The following is a 13,648-nucleotide window of genomic DNA, read 5'->3' as shown; positions in this document are numbered from 1 at the left end:
GGGACCTCACAGTGAGGTCCAGCACCCCCGTACCGAAGGAGAGCGGGCGGGCACCGGCGGGAGACCGGGCTCAGGCTCAGCCATAGGTGTCGCCCGGCCCGCGACTGCCGGGCGCCCGCAGCGGGCCGTAGTCCTGACGGGGCCCGCCCCCCGGACCCAGCACCTTGATCAGCCGGACCGTGCCCTGGCCGAGGTCCTCGTTGAGCCGCGCCACCAGTCTCGGCGCGAGCAGCCGCAGCTGGGTCGCCCAGGCCGTGGAGTCACAGCGGACCGTCAGGACCCGCTCCTCGGGCCCCTCGTCATAACGGAGCGGAACACAGTGTTTGGCCAGGTCCTCGCCGACGATCTGGGGCCAGCGGCCCATGACCCCGCCCACCGCCGCCGGGGTCTCCCAGCCGCGCTCGGTGATCAGCCGATTGATCGCCGCACCCAGCGACAGCGGGTCACGGCCATCGGCACGCGCCCCGGAGCGAAGCCCTCCACCCCTTCTGGCCTGGCGCTTCTCCTGAGCGGCGGCACCACGGGCACGCGCCTGCTCCTTGGCCGCGCGCAGCGCGACCCGGGCGAGATCCACCCCGGACGGCTCGGGCGGGCCGACCGGCGCGGGCGCACCGGCGGGAAGCCCGCCCGGCGCGGCGCCGAACGGCCCGGAGGCACCGCCCAGGGGCGCCCCGGGAGAGTGGAACGCGTCGTTCATACCCGGGTCACCCCGCCCTCGGCCACCGTGTACCGCGCTCCGGTGAGCACACCCGGGACATCCTCGTCGACGGCCGCCGTCACCAGGACCTGCTCACCCGGGGCCACCAGCTCCGCCAGCCGCTCCCGCCGCCGCGCGTCCAGCTCGGCGAAGACGTCGTCGAGCACCAGGATCGGCTCGTTCCCCTCGGCGCGCAGCAGATCGTAGGACGCGAGCCGCAGCGCCAGGGCGTAGGACCAGGACTCGCCATGGCTGGCGTAGCCCTTCGCCGGGAGAGCTCCGAGGCGCAACAGCAGCTCGTCGCGGTGCGGACCCACCAGGGTCACCCCGCGCTCGATCTCCTGGCGGCGGGCCTCACCGAGGGCGCTCATCAGGGCCCCGAAGAGCTGCTCGGCACTCTGCGCCTCACCCTGGGGATCGGCGGAGCAGCGGTACTCCAGGGCGACCGGGCCCCCGCCGGGGGCCAGCGCCTCATACGCCTTGTCGGTCAGCGGCTGAAGCGCCGCGACCAGCTCCAGCCGTCGCGCCAGCAGCTCGGCGCCCGCGCGGGCCAGATGCTGGTCCCAGACATCGAGGGTGGAGAGATCGGCCTTGGCCGAGGACCCGCCGTGCCGCCGGGCCAGCGCCGCCGACTTCAGCAGGGTGTTGCGCTGCTTGAGCACCCGCTCGTAGTCGGAGCGGACTCCCGCCATCCGGGGTGTACGGGCCGTGAGCAGCTCGTCCAGAAAGCGCCTCCGGTCGCCCGGATCGCCCTTGACCAGCGTCAGATCCTCGGGGGCGAAGAGGACCGTACGGGTTATCCCCAGCACATCCCGCGGCCTGACCTGCGATGAACGATTGATACGGGCACGGTTGGCGCGCCCGGGGTTGATCTCCAGCTCCACCAGCTGGGAGCGCTCACCCTGGGTGACGGCCGCCCGGACCACGGCCCGCTCGGCGCCCATCCGCACCAGCGGAGCGTCCGAGGAGACCCGGTGGCTGGCGAGCGTCGCCAGATAGCCGACCGCCTCGACCAGATTGGTCTTGCCCTGGCCATTGGCACCGACGAACGAGGTGACGCCCGGGTCGAGCGGGACCTCGACCCGGGCGTAGGAGCGGAAGTCGGCCAGCGACAGGTGCGTGACGTGCATGGATGTGGCCGACCTCCCCCGGCTTGAAGGGTTTACTTCTTGGTCTCCACCGCGTGACCACCGAACTGGTTGCGCAGCGCGGCGATCATCTTCATCTGCGGGGAGTCCTCCTGGCGCGAGGCGAAGCGCGCGAAGAGGGACGCGGTGATCGCGGGCAGCGGCACGGCGTTGTCGATCGCCGCCTCCACCGTCCAGCGGCCCTCGCCGCTGTCCTCCGCGTAACCCCGGAGCTTCTCCAGGTGCTCGTCATCGTCCAGCGCGTTGACGGCCAGATCGAGGAGCCAGGAGCGGATGACCGTCCCCTCCTGCCAGGAGCGGAAGACCTCGCGGACGTCGGTGACCGAGTTGACCTTCTCCAGGAGCTCCCAGCCCTCGGCGTACGCCTGCATCATGGCGTACTCGATGCCGTTGTGGACCATCTTGGCGAAGTGGCCCGCGCCGACCTTGCCCGCGTGCACCGAGCCGAAGTCGCCCTCCGGCTTGAGTGCGTCGAAGATCGGCTGGACCCGGGCGACATGGTCGGCGTCGCCGCCGTACATCAGCGCGTAGCCGTTCTCCAGGCCCCAGACACCGCCGGAGACTCCGCAGTCCACGAAGCCGATGCCCTTGATGCCCAGCTCGACGGCGTGCTTCTCGTCGTCGGTCCAGCGGGAGTTGCCGCCGTCCACGACGATGTCGCCGGGGGAGAGCAGCTCGGCCAGCTCGTCGATGGTGGCCTGGGTCGCGGCCCCGGCCGGGACCATCACCCACACCACCCGGGGGCCCTTCAGCTTGTCCACAAGTTCCTTGAGGCTGTGGACATCGGCGAGGTCGGGATTGCGGTCGTACCCGATGACGGTGTGGCCCGCGCGGCGGATGCGCTCGCGCATGTTGCCGCCCATTTTGCCGAGGCCGACGAGGCCGAGCTCCATCTTGCTGTCCTTAAGCGTCGTGTGCTGATGCGTAACCTGCGTAACCGCTTCCGAGCCTACGCCGGGCCCGTCAGCACGGCCCGACGGGCCTGCCCGGCTCCTGCGCGGTCCGGGACAGACCCGTCGTGGTCACCCATCGTCAGCGGCTGGGCCCCGGCACGGGGACCCGGCGGGGATCAGCCCGAGAGCCGTACGGGCATGATCAGGTACTTGTACGCCTCGTCCGCCTCCGCGTCGACGGCGGGCTTCCCGCTCAGCAGCGCGGGCTTGGTGGAGGTGGTGAACGAGAGCTGGGCGACCGGGGCGTCGATGGCGCTCAGTCCGTCCAGCAGGAAGGTCGGGTTGAAGGCGATCGAGATGTCGTCGCCCTCCAGCTGGGCGTCGACGCGCTCCACAGCCTGTGCGTCATCGCTGGAACCGGCCTCAAGGATCAGCACGCCCTGCTCGAAGCTGAGCCGGACCGGGGTGTTCCGCTCGGCGACCAGCGCGACTCGCTTGACGGCCTCGACGAAAGGCGCGGTCTCGATCACCCCGACCGAGTTGAACTCGGTCGGGAAGAGCGTGCGGTACTTCGGGAGGTCGCCTTCGAGCAGCCGGGTCGTGGTCCGTCGGCCGGCGCCCTCGAAGCCGATCAGGCCCTCACCGGCACCGGAGCCCGAAAGCGCCAGGGTGACCGTGTCACCGCTGGTCAGGGACTTGGCGGTGTCAAGCAGGGTCTTGGCGGGCACCAGGGCGACGGCGGAGGTCTCCGGGTTCTCCGGCTTCCACAGGAACTCACGGACCGCGAACCGGTAGCGGTCGGTCGAGGCGAGGGTGACGGTGTCGCCCTCGATCTCGATACGGACACCGGTCAGCACCGGCAGGGTGTCGTCACGGCCCGCCGCGATGGCGACCTGGGCGGCGGCGGAGGCAAAGACCTCACCCGGGACGGTGCCGGTGGCGGTGGGCATCTGCGGCAGCGCCGGGTACTCCTCCACCGGCAGGGTGTGGAGGGTGAAGCGGGAGGATCCACAGACCACGGTCGCCCGTACACCGTCTGTGGAAATCTCGACCGGGCGGTTGGGGAGGGCACGGCAGATGTCGGCGAGCAGCCGCCCGGAGACGAGGACCGTGCCGTCCTGCTCGATCTCGGCGTCCACCGAGACCCGGGCCGAGACCTCGTAGTCGAAGCTGGAGAAGCTCAGCGCCCCGTCTTCGGCCCTCAGCAGCAGCCCCGCCAGGACGGGAGCGGGCGGACGGGCCGGGAGGCTACGGGCCACCCAGGCCACAGCCTCCGCGAGTACATCGCGCTCCACCCGGATCTTCACCGGAACCGCCTCCTGCTGTTGCTGCCTCGCCCTGCTGGCGTTCTTTCGTCGGCTTGTCGCCGGGAACCAGTCTGACGCACGGCACTGACAGTTGGTGCGGCTCGGGGTCAAGTCGGGCCGGGCGGTGTCGCGGGCTCCGGCACCGAGTTGTGCACAGCCCCCGCTTCGAAACGATTCCCGGGCTAACTATGGGTGGCAGTAGTAGTAGGGCCTGTGGAAACCGTGGATAACCGTGTTCGCGCAGGTCAGATCCGCTTTTTTATCCACCGACCCTGTGGGTGGAGCCCGTGGATAACCCACGGTCTCTGTGGACAGCGAAAAGTTCTGCACAGGCCATGCACAGGCCACGGGGAGTTCTCCCCAGCGCTGTCCCCAGCTTTACCCAGGTTCCCCACAGCCCAATCCGCCGACTCGGTGTGACGGCTTTCACTCGACCCGGTGAGAGGTGGTGTCGTGTTGCCGAACAGTGGACAGCGCTGTGGAGAAGCTGTGGGTAACGGCCCTTCGCCTGTGGGTCACCGGTGGATAACGGAGAGCGCGGCCTGTGGACGGCTCGACTGTCCACAGGCTGTGGATTGTCGTTGACCACAATTCCACAGCCCCCTGACCTGCCGAGATGATCTATCCACCGGCCGGCCTGTGGACACAGTCTGGACAACTCCATAGTCCCCAGGGTGTGGATGGAGGATTCTCCCCGAATCTGTGGAGAACCACGTGACGAACCCCCTGATTCGAACAGCCCCCTCCGCCGGCGACGGCTCCATCCCCAGCTGTGGGCGGCGCGCCAACCCGTTCCGCGGGGGCGGTGGGGGCCGGGGAGGGGCCTGGGAGAGAAGGGATAGGGGCGACCTGACCCGGCCCGCCCCTCTCGGATGCCCACCAGGGTTCGACACGCCCCGAGCGCGCGGCACAGCGGCCGGGATCCCTGGAAAGCCACACCGAGGCCGCCGGACACCGAGCACGGGCCCTCTCGTCCCCCTCGTGGGCGCCACCCCGGTCTGGGAGCCGCGGACACCCGAGACCGACCGCCGGAGGGGCGGGAGGAAACGACGGAGGCGCGCCCCGGGATCCGGGAACGCGCCTCGTGCCGCCGCGGCGGCTCAGCCGTTCTTGATGCGGTTGGTCAGCTCGGTGACCTGGTTGTAGATGGAGCGCCGCTCCGCCATCAGCGCCCGGATCTTGCGGTCCGCGTGCATCACGGTCGTATGGTCCCGACCGCCGAACTGCGCCCCGATCTTGGGCAGCGAGAGGTCGGTCAGCTCCCGGCAGAGATACATGGCGATCTGGCGGGCGGTGACCAGCACCCGGCTGCGCGAGGAACCGCACAGGTCCTCCACCGTCAGCCCGAAATAGTCGGCCGTCGCGGCCATGATCGCGCCCGCGGTGATCTCGGGCGCGGTGTCCTCGCCGCCGGGGATCAGATCCTTCAGCACGATCTCGGTGAGCCCGAGGTCGACCGGCTGCCGGTTGAGCGACGCGAACGCCGTCACCCGGATCAGCGCGCCTTCCAGCTCCCGGATGTTGCGCGAGATGCGGGAGGCGATGAACTCCAGAACCTCCGGCGGAGCGTTGAGCTGCTCCTGGACCGCCTTCTTACGGAGGATCGCGATGCGGGTCTCCAGCTCGGGCGGCTGGACGTCCGTGGTCAGACCCCACTCGAAGCGGTTGCGCAGCCGGTCTTCCAGCGTCATCAGCTGCTTGGGCGGCCGGTCGGAGGAGAGCACGATCTGCTTGTTGGCGTTGTGGAGCGTGTTGAAGGTGTGGAAGAACTCCTCCTGCGTCGACTCCTTGCTCGCCAGGAACTGGATGTCGTCGACGAGCAGGATGTCCACATCGCGGTAGCGCTTGCGGAACGTGTCTCCCTTGCCGTCGCGGATCGAGTTGATGAACTCGTTGGTGAACTCCTCCGAGCTCACGTACCGCACCCGGGTGCCCGGGTAGAGGCTGCGCGCGTAGTGCCCGATCGCGTGCAGCAGATGCGTCTTGCCGAGCCCCGACTCCCCGTAGATGAAGAGGGGGTTGTACGCCTTCGCCGGAGCCTCGGCGACCGCGACGGCGGCCGCGTGGGCGAATCGGTTGGAGGCGCCGATGACGAAAGTGTCGAAGAGGTACTTCGGGTTGAGCCGGGCGTGCGGCTCGCCCGGCCCCGGCGCGGGCGATGGCTGACCGAGCGGCCCCGGCGACCCGGAGGGCCCTGCCACGGGTCCGCGGGCGGGCGGGGACGGCGGCTCACGGCGGTCCGGCCGCGGCGGCTCGTAGGAGGCGCGCTCGGGTGGCTGCGGGGAGCGGTAGTCGTGCGGCGGCCTGGCCGTCGCGTAGGGGTCGCGGTCCTGGAACCCGCCGAGCCGCGGCTGCTGCCAGGAGAGGTCCTCCTGCGTACGCGGCCAGGCCCCCGGCTCGGGCCGCTGCCGCTGGTAGTCGGGGTAGGCGGGGCGCACCTCCGGCAGTCCGTCCTCACCGCCGCGATGGGGGTAGCCACCGCCGTACGGATCGTTCTGCTGGTACGGATCGGCCGACGGCTCCTGGTGCTGGACACCCGGGTAGCCCTGGGGCCCCGGCGGGGCGGCCTCGCCCCGGTCCTGCGGACGCTCGGGGCCCGGCTGGGCGGCCGGCGGCTCGGCCACCGACTCGTCGACGGTGATCGCGATCCGGGTGGGACGTCCGCACTCACGGCTGAGGGTCTCGCTGATCAGCGGCGCCAGCCGCCCTTCGAGGACCCGCTTGCCCCACTCGTTGGGCACCGCGAGCAGCACCGTGTCCGCCACCAGGGCGAGCGGCTGGCAGCGCTCGACCCACTGCTTGTCCTTGGCCTCGACACCCTGCTGGCCCTCGGCGAGGAGCTGCTTCAGCACGCGTGCCCACACTGCGGCAAGATCGGCAGGTACGTCAGCCACAGGGCACGCTCTCTCGCAGGTCCCACGAATGTGTGGTTCTCGGGACGGGATGGGAAGGACAGGCAAGGACAGAAAGGAAAAGATTCGGAGTCCAGCCACGGTAGTCAGGGCGACCCGCGTGGTTCAAGTTGTTGTCCACAGGCTGTGTACAGCCAGAGTGCGTCAGACCTGGCTCCGGCCGGTACCCAGGCGGTCCGCGGCGCTTCGCCGGACCGCCGCCGCCTCGGGTCCAGGGTGGCTCGGACCCGTTGTCCAGCCGGGTTCCGGACCCCTGTGTGGCCCTGGTTTGACCGGATGGCGTAGCCGCGCGTACCGTAACCAGGTCGAGTTGTCGATGGCTGCTGCCGCCTGCCTCCGATGGGCAAAGATCGCGTTTCGTGATCGATGAAGCGGTGCACTCGAGCGTAAACGCGAGCTTCTCGTGGGCGCACGGTGACAGCCAGGCGATGTCCCGCCATCTACGAGTCATTTCTGGAGCCCCCGAGTGAGCAAGCGCACCTTCCAGCCGAACAACCGTCGTCGTGCCAAGACCCACGGTTTCCGCCTGCGCATGCGCACCCGTGCCGGCCGCGCGATCCTCGCGTCTCGCCGTGGCAAGGGTCGCGCCCGCCTGTCCGCCTGATCGCGTACAGGTCATGACGTGCTGCCTACCGAGAATCGGCTGAGGCGGCGCGAGGACTTCGCGACCGCGGTACGACGAGGGCGGCGGGCCGGGCGCCCGCTCCTTGTCGTCCATCTACGCAGCGGTTCACCGGACCCGCACGCGCCTGGGGAGAGCGCTCCCCCGACGTGTGCGGGTTTCGTCGTGAGCAAGGCCGTGGGCGGAGCGGTCGTCCGCAACAAGGTCAAGCGCAGGCTGAGACATCTCATACGGGAACGCGTCGCCCAGCTGCCCCCCGGTAGCCTGGTGGTCGTACGGGCGCTGCCCGGTGCGGGTGACGCCGATCACGCTCAGCTGGCCCGAGACCTGGATGCCGCCCTCCAGCGGCTGCTGGGAGGGGGCACGCGATGAAGTACCCGCTGCTGGCCCTGATCAAGCTGTACCAGTGGACGATCAGTCCCCTCCTGGGGCCCGTCTGCCGGTACTACCCGTCGTGTTCCCACTACGGATACACGGCCATCGACCGACATGGTGCGGTGAAAGGCACGGCCCTCACCGCCTGGCGCATCCTTCGGTGCAATCCGTGGTCGCCGGGCGGGGTGGACCATGTGCCACCCCGCACGCGTCCGCGATGGCACGTGATGCTGCGCGCAGCCCTGCGCGGTGACAAGGGCGGGCACCCCGCCGATCCGCCCTCCGGGGCAACCGACGTGCCCCCCGGGGGATCGGCCCCCGCGGCCTCCTCGGCCACAGAACCACCGAGTCCGGCCGCAGAGACCTCGCCCAATGCTCAAGGAGCCTGATTAGTGGACACGATTGCCAGTCTCTTCAGCTTTATCACGACACCGGTTTCCTGGATCATCGTCCAGTTCCACAAGCTGTACGGGGCGGTCTTCGGTCCCGACACGGGCTGGGCCTGGGGACTGTCCATCGTGTCGCTGGTGATCCTGATCCGTATCTGCCTGATCCCGCTCTTCGTGAAGCAGATCAAGTCGATGCGGAACATGCAGGCGCTCCAGCCGAAGATGAAGGCGATCCAGGAGCGCTACAAGAGCGACAAGCAGCGTCAGTCCGAAGAGATGATGAAGCTGTACAAGGAGACGGGTACCAACCCGCTCTCCTCGTGCCTTCCCATCCTGGCGCAGTCGCCGTTCTTCTTCGCCCTGTACTACGTGCTGTCGAACATCGCCTCCGGCAAGACCGTCGGCGTGATCGACGAGCCGCTGCTCGACAGCGCCCGTCAGGCCCATATCTTCGGCGCCCCGCTGGCGGCGAAGTTCATGGACAGCCCGGACAAGGTCGCCGCTCTCGGCGCCACGCTGACCGATGTGCGCATCGTCACCGCCATCATGATCATCCTGATGTCGGCGTCGCAGTTCTACACCCAGCGCCAGCTGATGCAGAAGAACGTCGACCTCACGGTCAAGACGCCGTACATGCAGCAGCAGAAGATGCTCATGTACATCTTCCCGGTGATCTTCGCCGTCATGGGTGTCAACTTCCCCGTCGGTGTTCTCGTCTACTGGCTGACCACCAACGTCTGGACCCTCGGTCAGCAGATGTACGTGATCAATCAGAACCCCACGCCCGGCAGCATGGCCCAGGACCAGTACCTCCAGCGGCTGCTGAAGTCCGCCACCGCCCGTGGCGAGATCCGCTCCCGTCGTAAGCGCAATGTCGTCCAGGCCATCGTCGCCAAGGGCTCGGACCGCAACGAGAACGAGCGTCGTTTCATCACCGGACTGGGCAAGGCCGGATACGCCGCGCAGGCCGACGGCACGGTGGCCAAGAGCGACAAGATCACCGCCGAGGCCGAGGGCGGTGCCGCGCAGCGGCGCCAGCCCAAGCGTCAGACCAAGGCCAAGCGCCACGCCGCCAAGGCTGGTGAGACCACCGACACCGGGGCGAAGACCTCGCTGTCGAAGGACACGCCTGAGGATGCCTCGTCGAAGACGGCGGGCAAGCCCGCACGCCAGCGCCAGCAGCCCAAGCGCAAGGGCCAGCAGCGACCCAAGCACCCGTCGTCCAAGAAGTAAGAAGGAGTCCATCCGTGACGGAAGGCACCATCCCCGCCGAGGAAGCCACCGTGGAGGAAGGGGACACCCTGACCCGCCTGGAGCAGGAGGGGGAGATCGCGGCCGACTACCTTGAGGGTCTGCTCGACATCGCCGATCTCGACGGCGACATCGATATGGATGTCGAGGCCGACCGGGCCGCTGTCTCGATCATCGGTGACGGAGGCAGCCGGGATCTGCAGAAGCTCGTCGGCCGGGACGGGGAGGTCCTGGAGGCGCTCCAGGAGCTGACCCGGCTCGCGGTCCACCGTGAGACCGGCGACCGCAGCCGTCTGATGCTGGACATCGCGGGCTTCCGGGCCAAGAAGCGCACCGAGCTGGCCGAGCTGGGGGCCAAGGCCGCCAACGACGTCAAGAGCAGCGGCGAGCCGGTGAAGCTCAAGCCGATGACTCCCTTCGAGCGGAAGGTCGTGCACGACGCGGTCGCGGCGGCGGGTCTGCGCAGCGAGTCCGAGGGCGAGGAGCCGCAGCGCTTCGTCGTCGTGCTCCCCGCCTGATCCACCTCGTTCTCTCGGCCCCGTCTGTTGCGCAGGCGGGGCCGATCTTTGTCAGCCTGATAGTCAGCCACCACGGTCCACACAGCGACACTGCGGTACGGAAGGACGGTCCCCGTGACGGAGGCAGCAGAGCTTCCCCAGGCGCCCGAGGCGGCGCGGACGGTTTTCGGAGATTACTTTCCGGAAGCCGTGCGGTATGCGGAGCTCCTCGCTGATGCCGGAGTCAGGCGCGGTCTGATCGGTCCCCGGGAGGTGCCACGACTCTGGGAGCGCCATCTGCTGAACTGCGCGGTCCTCTCCGAGGTGGTGCCCGAGGGGGTCTCGGTCTGTGATGTGGGCTCGGGCGCCGGGCTGCCGGGGATCCCGCTGGCCCTGGTGCGCCCTGACCTCAAGATCACGCTGCTGGAACCGCTGCTGCGGCGGACCAACTTCCTCCAGGAGGTTGTGGAGCTGCTGGGCCTGGACCATGTCACCGTGGTGCGTGGCCGCGCGGAGGAGGTCCTCGGCAAGCTACAGCCCGTCCATGTGGTGACGGCGCGCGCGGTGGCACCGCTGGACCGGCTCGCGGGCTGGGGCGTTCCACTGCTCCGTCCGTACGGGGAGATGCTGGCCCTCAAGGGCGACACCGCTGAGGAGGAGCTGCGGGGGGCGCGTGCCGCGCTGAGCAAGCTCGGTGTGGTGGAGACCTCGGTGGTCCATGTGGGCGAGGGGCTGGTGGATCCGCTCTCCACCGTGGTGCGGGTCGAGGTCGGGGAGAGCCCCGGTGGGGTGCGCTTCGCCGCGAAGAGGGCGAAGGCCGCCCGGAGCAACCGGTCCCGTCGACGGCGCTGATCGGCTGGTCGAGCCGATCAAGGGGATCGAGGCGGGCCGGGAAGGACAGGGAGTGGTGACTCCTGGAGATCCTGTGGGCTCTCACGGCCCTCGCCCGTCCTCGGTCGCTCTCTGTCTGTCTCTGCCAGTGTCTGTCTGTCCCGGCGGTCTGCGACGGGTCGCGCGTCTCGATGAGGTACGGCGGGCCTCATCAGGCTCCGTCCGGTGGCCCCTCTCTCAGGATGGGGCGGCCGGGGCGGGGCCTTCTCTGTATCTGTGGCGTGAGTGGGGGATGCTCCATACAAGCTTCCCTCCGCGGCGACGCCGGAGTGTCGTGAAGGGGTCGCGCTGAGGCCCGTGCATCGTGTTTCACGTGAAACGTCGCTCACTGCTGCAAGGAATCATCAGCCGCGGGCGCGCCGCCGCCCCGATCCGGAACCGGAAACCTCTCACCAGGGTGACGGAGTTGTCCACAGTGGTGGATTCGTCCACAGAAGCACGGGCCTCGCTGGTTCACGACCCCGAAAGCATGGCAGGCTCTGTTCATCGCGAGTCTGAAGTCGAGGAGAGTGAATCCTTGCGGTCCGACGCCAATATCGCGGGACCGATGACCGATCCGGTCCCCGGCCCCCGTACCGAGTCGCCGGGGGAGGATGTTTCACGTGAAACACCGCCGCCGATGGATGAGACACCCATTGGCCGAGCTGCACAGCTCGCCATGGAGGCGATGGGGCGTGCCGGTGAGGGTCTGCCTCGACCCGAGCAGACGCGCATCATCGTTGTCGCCAATCAGAAGGGCGGGGTGGGGAAGACCACCACCACGGTGAATCTCGCCGCGTCCCTCGCCCTGCATGGCGCCCGCGTGCTGGTCATCGATCTGGACCCCCAGGGCAATGCGTCCACCGCGCTGGGGATCGATCACCACGCCGAAGTTCCCTCAATCTATGACGTCCTGGTGGAGAGCAAGCCGCTCTCCGAAGTGGTCCAGCCGGTCCCGGACGTCGAAGGTCTCTTCTGCGCCCCCGCCACCATCGATCTCGCCGGTGCGGAGATCGAGCTGGTGTCGCTGGTGGCGCGGGAGAGCCGACTCCAGCGGGCCATTCAGTCCTATGAGCAGCCCTTGGACTACATCCTGATCGACTGCCCGCCTTCGTTGGGTCTGCTGACCGTCAACGCAATGGTCGCGGGAGCGGAAGTGCTGATCCCTATTCAGTGCGAGTACTACGCGCTGGAGGGGCTGGGGCAGTTGCTCAGGAATGTGGATCTGGTGCGAGGCCACCTCAACCCGACCCTGCATGTCTCGACGATCCTCCTCACCATGTACGACGGCCGCACCCGGCTTGCCTCGCAGGTGGCCGAGGAGGTCCGTAGTCACTTCGGTGAAGAGGTTCTGCGGACGAGCATCCCCCGATCCGTCCGGATCTCGGAAGCGCCGAGCTATGGGCAGACCGTTCTGACCTACGATCCGGGGTCCAGTGGATCTCTGTCGTATCTTGAGGCGGCCCGGGAGATGGCGTTGCGTGGTGTCGGAGTGCGCTACGACCCGCAGCACGCCCATCTGGGCGCTCAGAACAGTCAGCAGAACATTTCGGAGGGGATCCAGTGAGCGAGCGACGTAGAGGGTTGGGACGTGGGCTCGGGGCGCTGATCCCCGCCGCGCCGCAGGAGAAGCAGAGCACGGGCGGGCCATCCGGCCCCACCGGGACGTCCTCGCTCCTGACGGCGGAGCGGGGTGTGGCCGCCGCCAAGGTGGCCACCCTTCCCGCCGCGGCTACCGCGCCCGAGGCGGCGGAGAGCGCCGCACGCCAGGGCGAGCCGGCCGGAGCGCACTTCGCCGAGCTTCCGCTCGACAGCCTCACCCCCAATCCTCGTCAGCCACGCGAGGTCTTCGACGAGGACGCGCTCGCCGAGCTGGTCACCTCCATCAAGGAGGTCGGGCTGCTTCAGCCGGTGGTGGTCCGTCAGCTGGGGCCCGAGCGCTATGAACTCATCATGGGCGAGCGTCGCTGGAGGGCCTGCCGTGAGGCCGGCCTGGAGCGGATCCCCGCGATCGTCCGTCATACCGAGGACGAGAAGCTTCTGCTGGACGCGCTGCTGGAGAACCTTCACCGGGCCCAGCTCAATCCACTGGAAGAGGCCGCAGCCTACGACCAGCTTCTCAGGGACTTCAACTGCACCCATGACCAGCTCGCCGATCGGATCGGGCGTTCGCGTCCCCAGGTCTCCAACACTCTGAGGCTGCTCAGGCTTTCGCCCGCGGTCCAGCGCAGGGTTGCCGCTGGAGTGCTCTCGGCGGGACACGCCCGGGCACTGCTCTCGGTGGAGGACCCCGAGGAGCAGAACCGGCTGGCTCACCGGATCGTGGCTGAGGGCCTCTCGGTGCGTGCGGTGGAGGAGATCGTCACCCTGATCAACTCCAACCCTGAGAGCACCACGAAGCCCAAGGGCCCGCGCGCTGGTACACGGGTGTCGCCCGCGCTCTCCGATCTCGCCTCCCGGCTGTCGGACCGCTTTGAGACCCGGGTGAAGGTCGACCTCGGTCAGAAGAAGGGAAAGATCGTCGTCGAGTTCGCCTCGATGGAGGATCTGGAGCGCATCCTCAGCACTCTCGCTCCTGGTGAGGGCCGGGTTATGGAGCAGGGACTCCAGGCCGAGGAGGAGCAGGGGTAAGGCGTTCTCCCCGACGATGAGGGCGGGCCGCACCGGTATCCCTACCGGTGCGGCCC

13 protein-coding genes are annotated in these 13,648 nt (G+C 68.8%); 8 read left to right on the top strand and 5 right to left on the bottom strand.

Going from position 1 to position 13,648, the window contains the following annotated elements:
* Positions 1-76: 76 nt before the first annotated feature.
* The 5 genes from ACFVIM_RS25440 to dnaA all read right to left on the bottom strand — a co-directional run bounded on the left by ACFVIM_RS25440 (position 77) and on the right by dnaA (position 6,939).
* A complete protein-coding gene (locus ACFVIM_RS25440) occupies positions 77-697 on the bottom strand; it encodes a DUF721 domain-containing protein (RefSeq protein ID WP_384305531.1) in 621 nt (206 codons plus the stop codon).
* Positions 694-1,827 carry a DNA replication/repair protein RecF gene (recF, locus tag ACFVIM_RS25435; protein ID WP_384305528.1) on the bottom strand — a complete coding sequence of 378 codons (1,134 nt, stop codon included), beginning with the start codon at positions 1,825-1,827 and terminating at the stop codon, positions 694-696. The genes ACFVIM_RS25440 and recF overlap by 4 nt, the downstream gene beginning before the upstream one ends.
* A 32-nt stretch (positions 1,828-1,859) precedes the next feature.
* Positions 1,860-2,738 carry a phosphogluconate dehydrogenase (NAD(+)-dependent, decarboxylating) gene (gene gnd, locus ACFVIM_RS25430; protein WP_384305526.1) on the bottom strand — a complete coding sequence of 293 codons (879 nt, stop codon included), beginning with the start codon at positions 2,736-2,738 and terminating at the stop codon, positions 1,860-1,862.
* Between the two features lie 176 nt (positions 2,739-2,914).
* Complete coding sequence (gene dnaN / locus ACFVIM_RS25425) at positions 2,915-4,045, bottom strand: DNA polymerase III subunit beta (protein ID WP_384305524.1); 1,131 nt, start codon at positions 4,043-4,045, stop codon at positions 2,915-2,917.
* Positions 4,046-5,145: 1,100 nt separating this feature from the next.
* A complete protein-coding gene (gene dnaA, locus ACFVIM_RS25420; protein ID WP_384305522.1) occupies positions 5,146-6,939 on the bottom strand; it encodes a chromosomal replication initiator protein DnaA in 1,794 nt (597 codons plus the stop codon).
* Positions 6,940-7,423: 484 nt separating this feature from the next.
* Here dnaA and rpmH point away from each other — a divergent pair, with 484 nt between their 5' ends.
* The 8 genes from rpmH (at position 7,424) to ACFVIM_RS25380 (ending at position 13,592) form a co-directional block, all read left to right on the top strand.
* The gene (rpmH, locus tag ACFVIM_RS25415) at positions 7,424-7,561 is read left to right on the top strand and encodes a 50S ribosomal protein L34 (RefSeq protein WP_003949374.1); all 138 of its coding nucleotides are present in this window, start codon (positions 7,424-7,426) and stop codon (positions 7,559-7,561) included.
* 18 nt (positions 7,562-7,579) lie between these two features.
* On the top strand, positions 7,580-7,951 hold the full coding sequence (rnpA, locus tag ACFVIM_RS25410) for a ribonuclease P protein component (protein ID WP_384305520.1): 372 nt from the start codon (positions 7,580-7,582) through the stop codon (positions 7,949-7,951).
* Positions 7,948-8,343: a membrane protein insertion efficiency factor YidD gene (yidD, locus tag ACFVIM_RS25405; protein ID WP_384305518.1), complete on the top strand. Its 396-nt coding sequence runs from the start codon at positions 7,948-7,950 to the stop codon at positions 8,341-8,343. The genes rnpA and yidD overlap by 4 nt, the downstream gene beginning before the upstream one ends.
* 3 nt (positions 8,344-8,346) lie before the next feature.
* On the top strand, positions 8,347-9,576 hold the full coding sequence (yidC, locus tag ACFVIM_RS25400) for a membrane protein insertase YidC (RefSeq protein ID WP_384305515.1): 1,230 nt from the start codon (positions 8,347-8,349) through the stop codon (positions 9,574-9,576).
* A gap of 14 nt (positions 9,577-9,590) precedes the next feature.
* Entirely contained in the window at positions 9,591-10,112 is a 522-nt protein-coding gene (locus tag ACFVIM_RS25395) for a protein jag (protein WP_384305512.1), read from the top strand.
* A 114-nt stretch (positions 10,113-10,226) separates the two neighbouring features.
* Positions 10,227-10,943, top strand: coding sequence for a 16S rRNA (guanine(527)-N(7))-methyltransferase RsmG (rsmG, locus tag ACFVIM_RS25390; RefSeq protein WP_384305509.1), 717 nt, complete (start codon positions 10,227-10,229; stop codon positions 10,941-10,943).
* Positions 10,944-11,451: 508 nt separating this feature from the next.
* Positions 11,452-12,528 carry a ParA family protein gene (locus tag ACFVIM_RS25385; RefSeq protein WP_384305534.1) on the top strand — a complete coding sequence of 359 codons (1,077 nt, stop codon included), beginning with the start codon at positions 11,452-11,454 and terminating at the stop codon, positions 12,526-12,528.
* Complete coding sequence (locus ACFVIM_RS25380) at positions 12,525-13,592, top strand: ParB/RepB/Spo0J family partition protein (protein ID WP_384305506.1); 1,068 nt, start codon at positions 12,525-12,527, stop codon at positions 13,590-13,592. Before ACFVIM_RS25385 ends, ACFVIM_RS25380 begins: the two co-directional genes overlap by 4 nt.
* Positions 13,593-13,648: the final 56 nt, after the last annotated feature.

Source organism: Streptomyces sp. NPDC057638 (assembly GCF_042800315.1).
GTDB lineage: Bacteria > Actinomycetota > Actinomycetes > Streptomycetales > Streptomycetaceae > Streptomyces.
Note: the sequence above shows the minus strand (reverse complement) of the source record. Positions and strands in the feature narration are given on the sequence as shown.

Excerpts from the sequence above, each read along its gene's own strand:
- gnd (WP_384305526.1), bottom strand. The coding sequence starts at position 2,738 with ATGGAGCTCGGCCTCGTCGGCCTCGGCAAAATGGGCGGCAACATGCGC.
- recF (WP_384305528.1), bottom strand. The coding sequence starts at position 1,827 with ATGCACGTCACGCACCTGTCGCTGGCCGACTTCCGCTCCTACGCCCGG.
- yidD (WP_384305518.1), top strand. The coding sequence starts at position 7,948 with ATGAAGTACCCGCTGCTGGCCCTGATCAAGCTGTACCAGTGGACGATC.
- ACFVIM_RS25385 (WP_384305534.1), top strand. The coding sequence starts at position 11,452 with ATGGCAGGCTCTGTTCATCGCGAGTCTGAAGTCGAGGAGAGTGAATCC.
- ACFVIM_RS25440 (WP_384305531.1), bottom strand. The coding sequence starts at position 697 with ATGAACGACGCGTTCCACTCTCCCGGGGCGCCCCTGGGCGGTGCCTCC.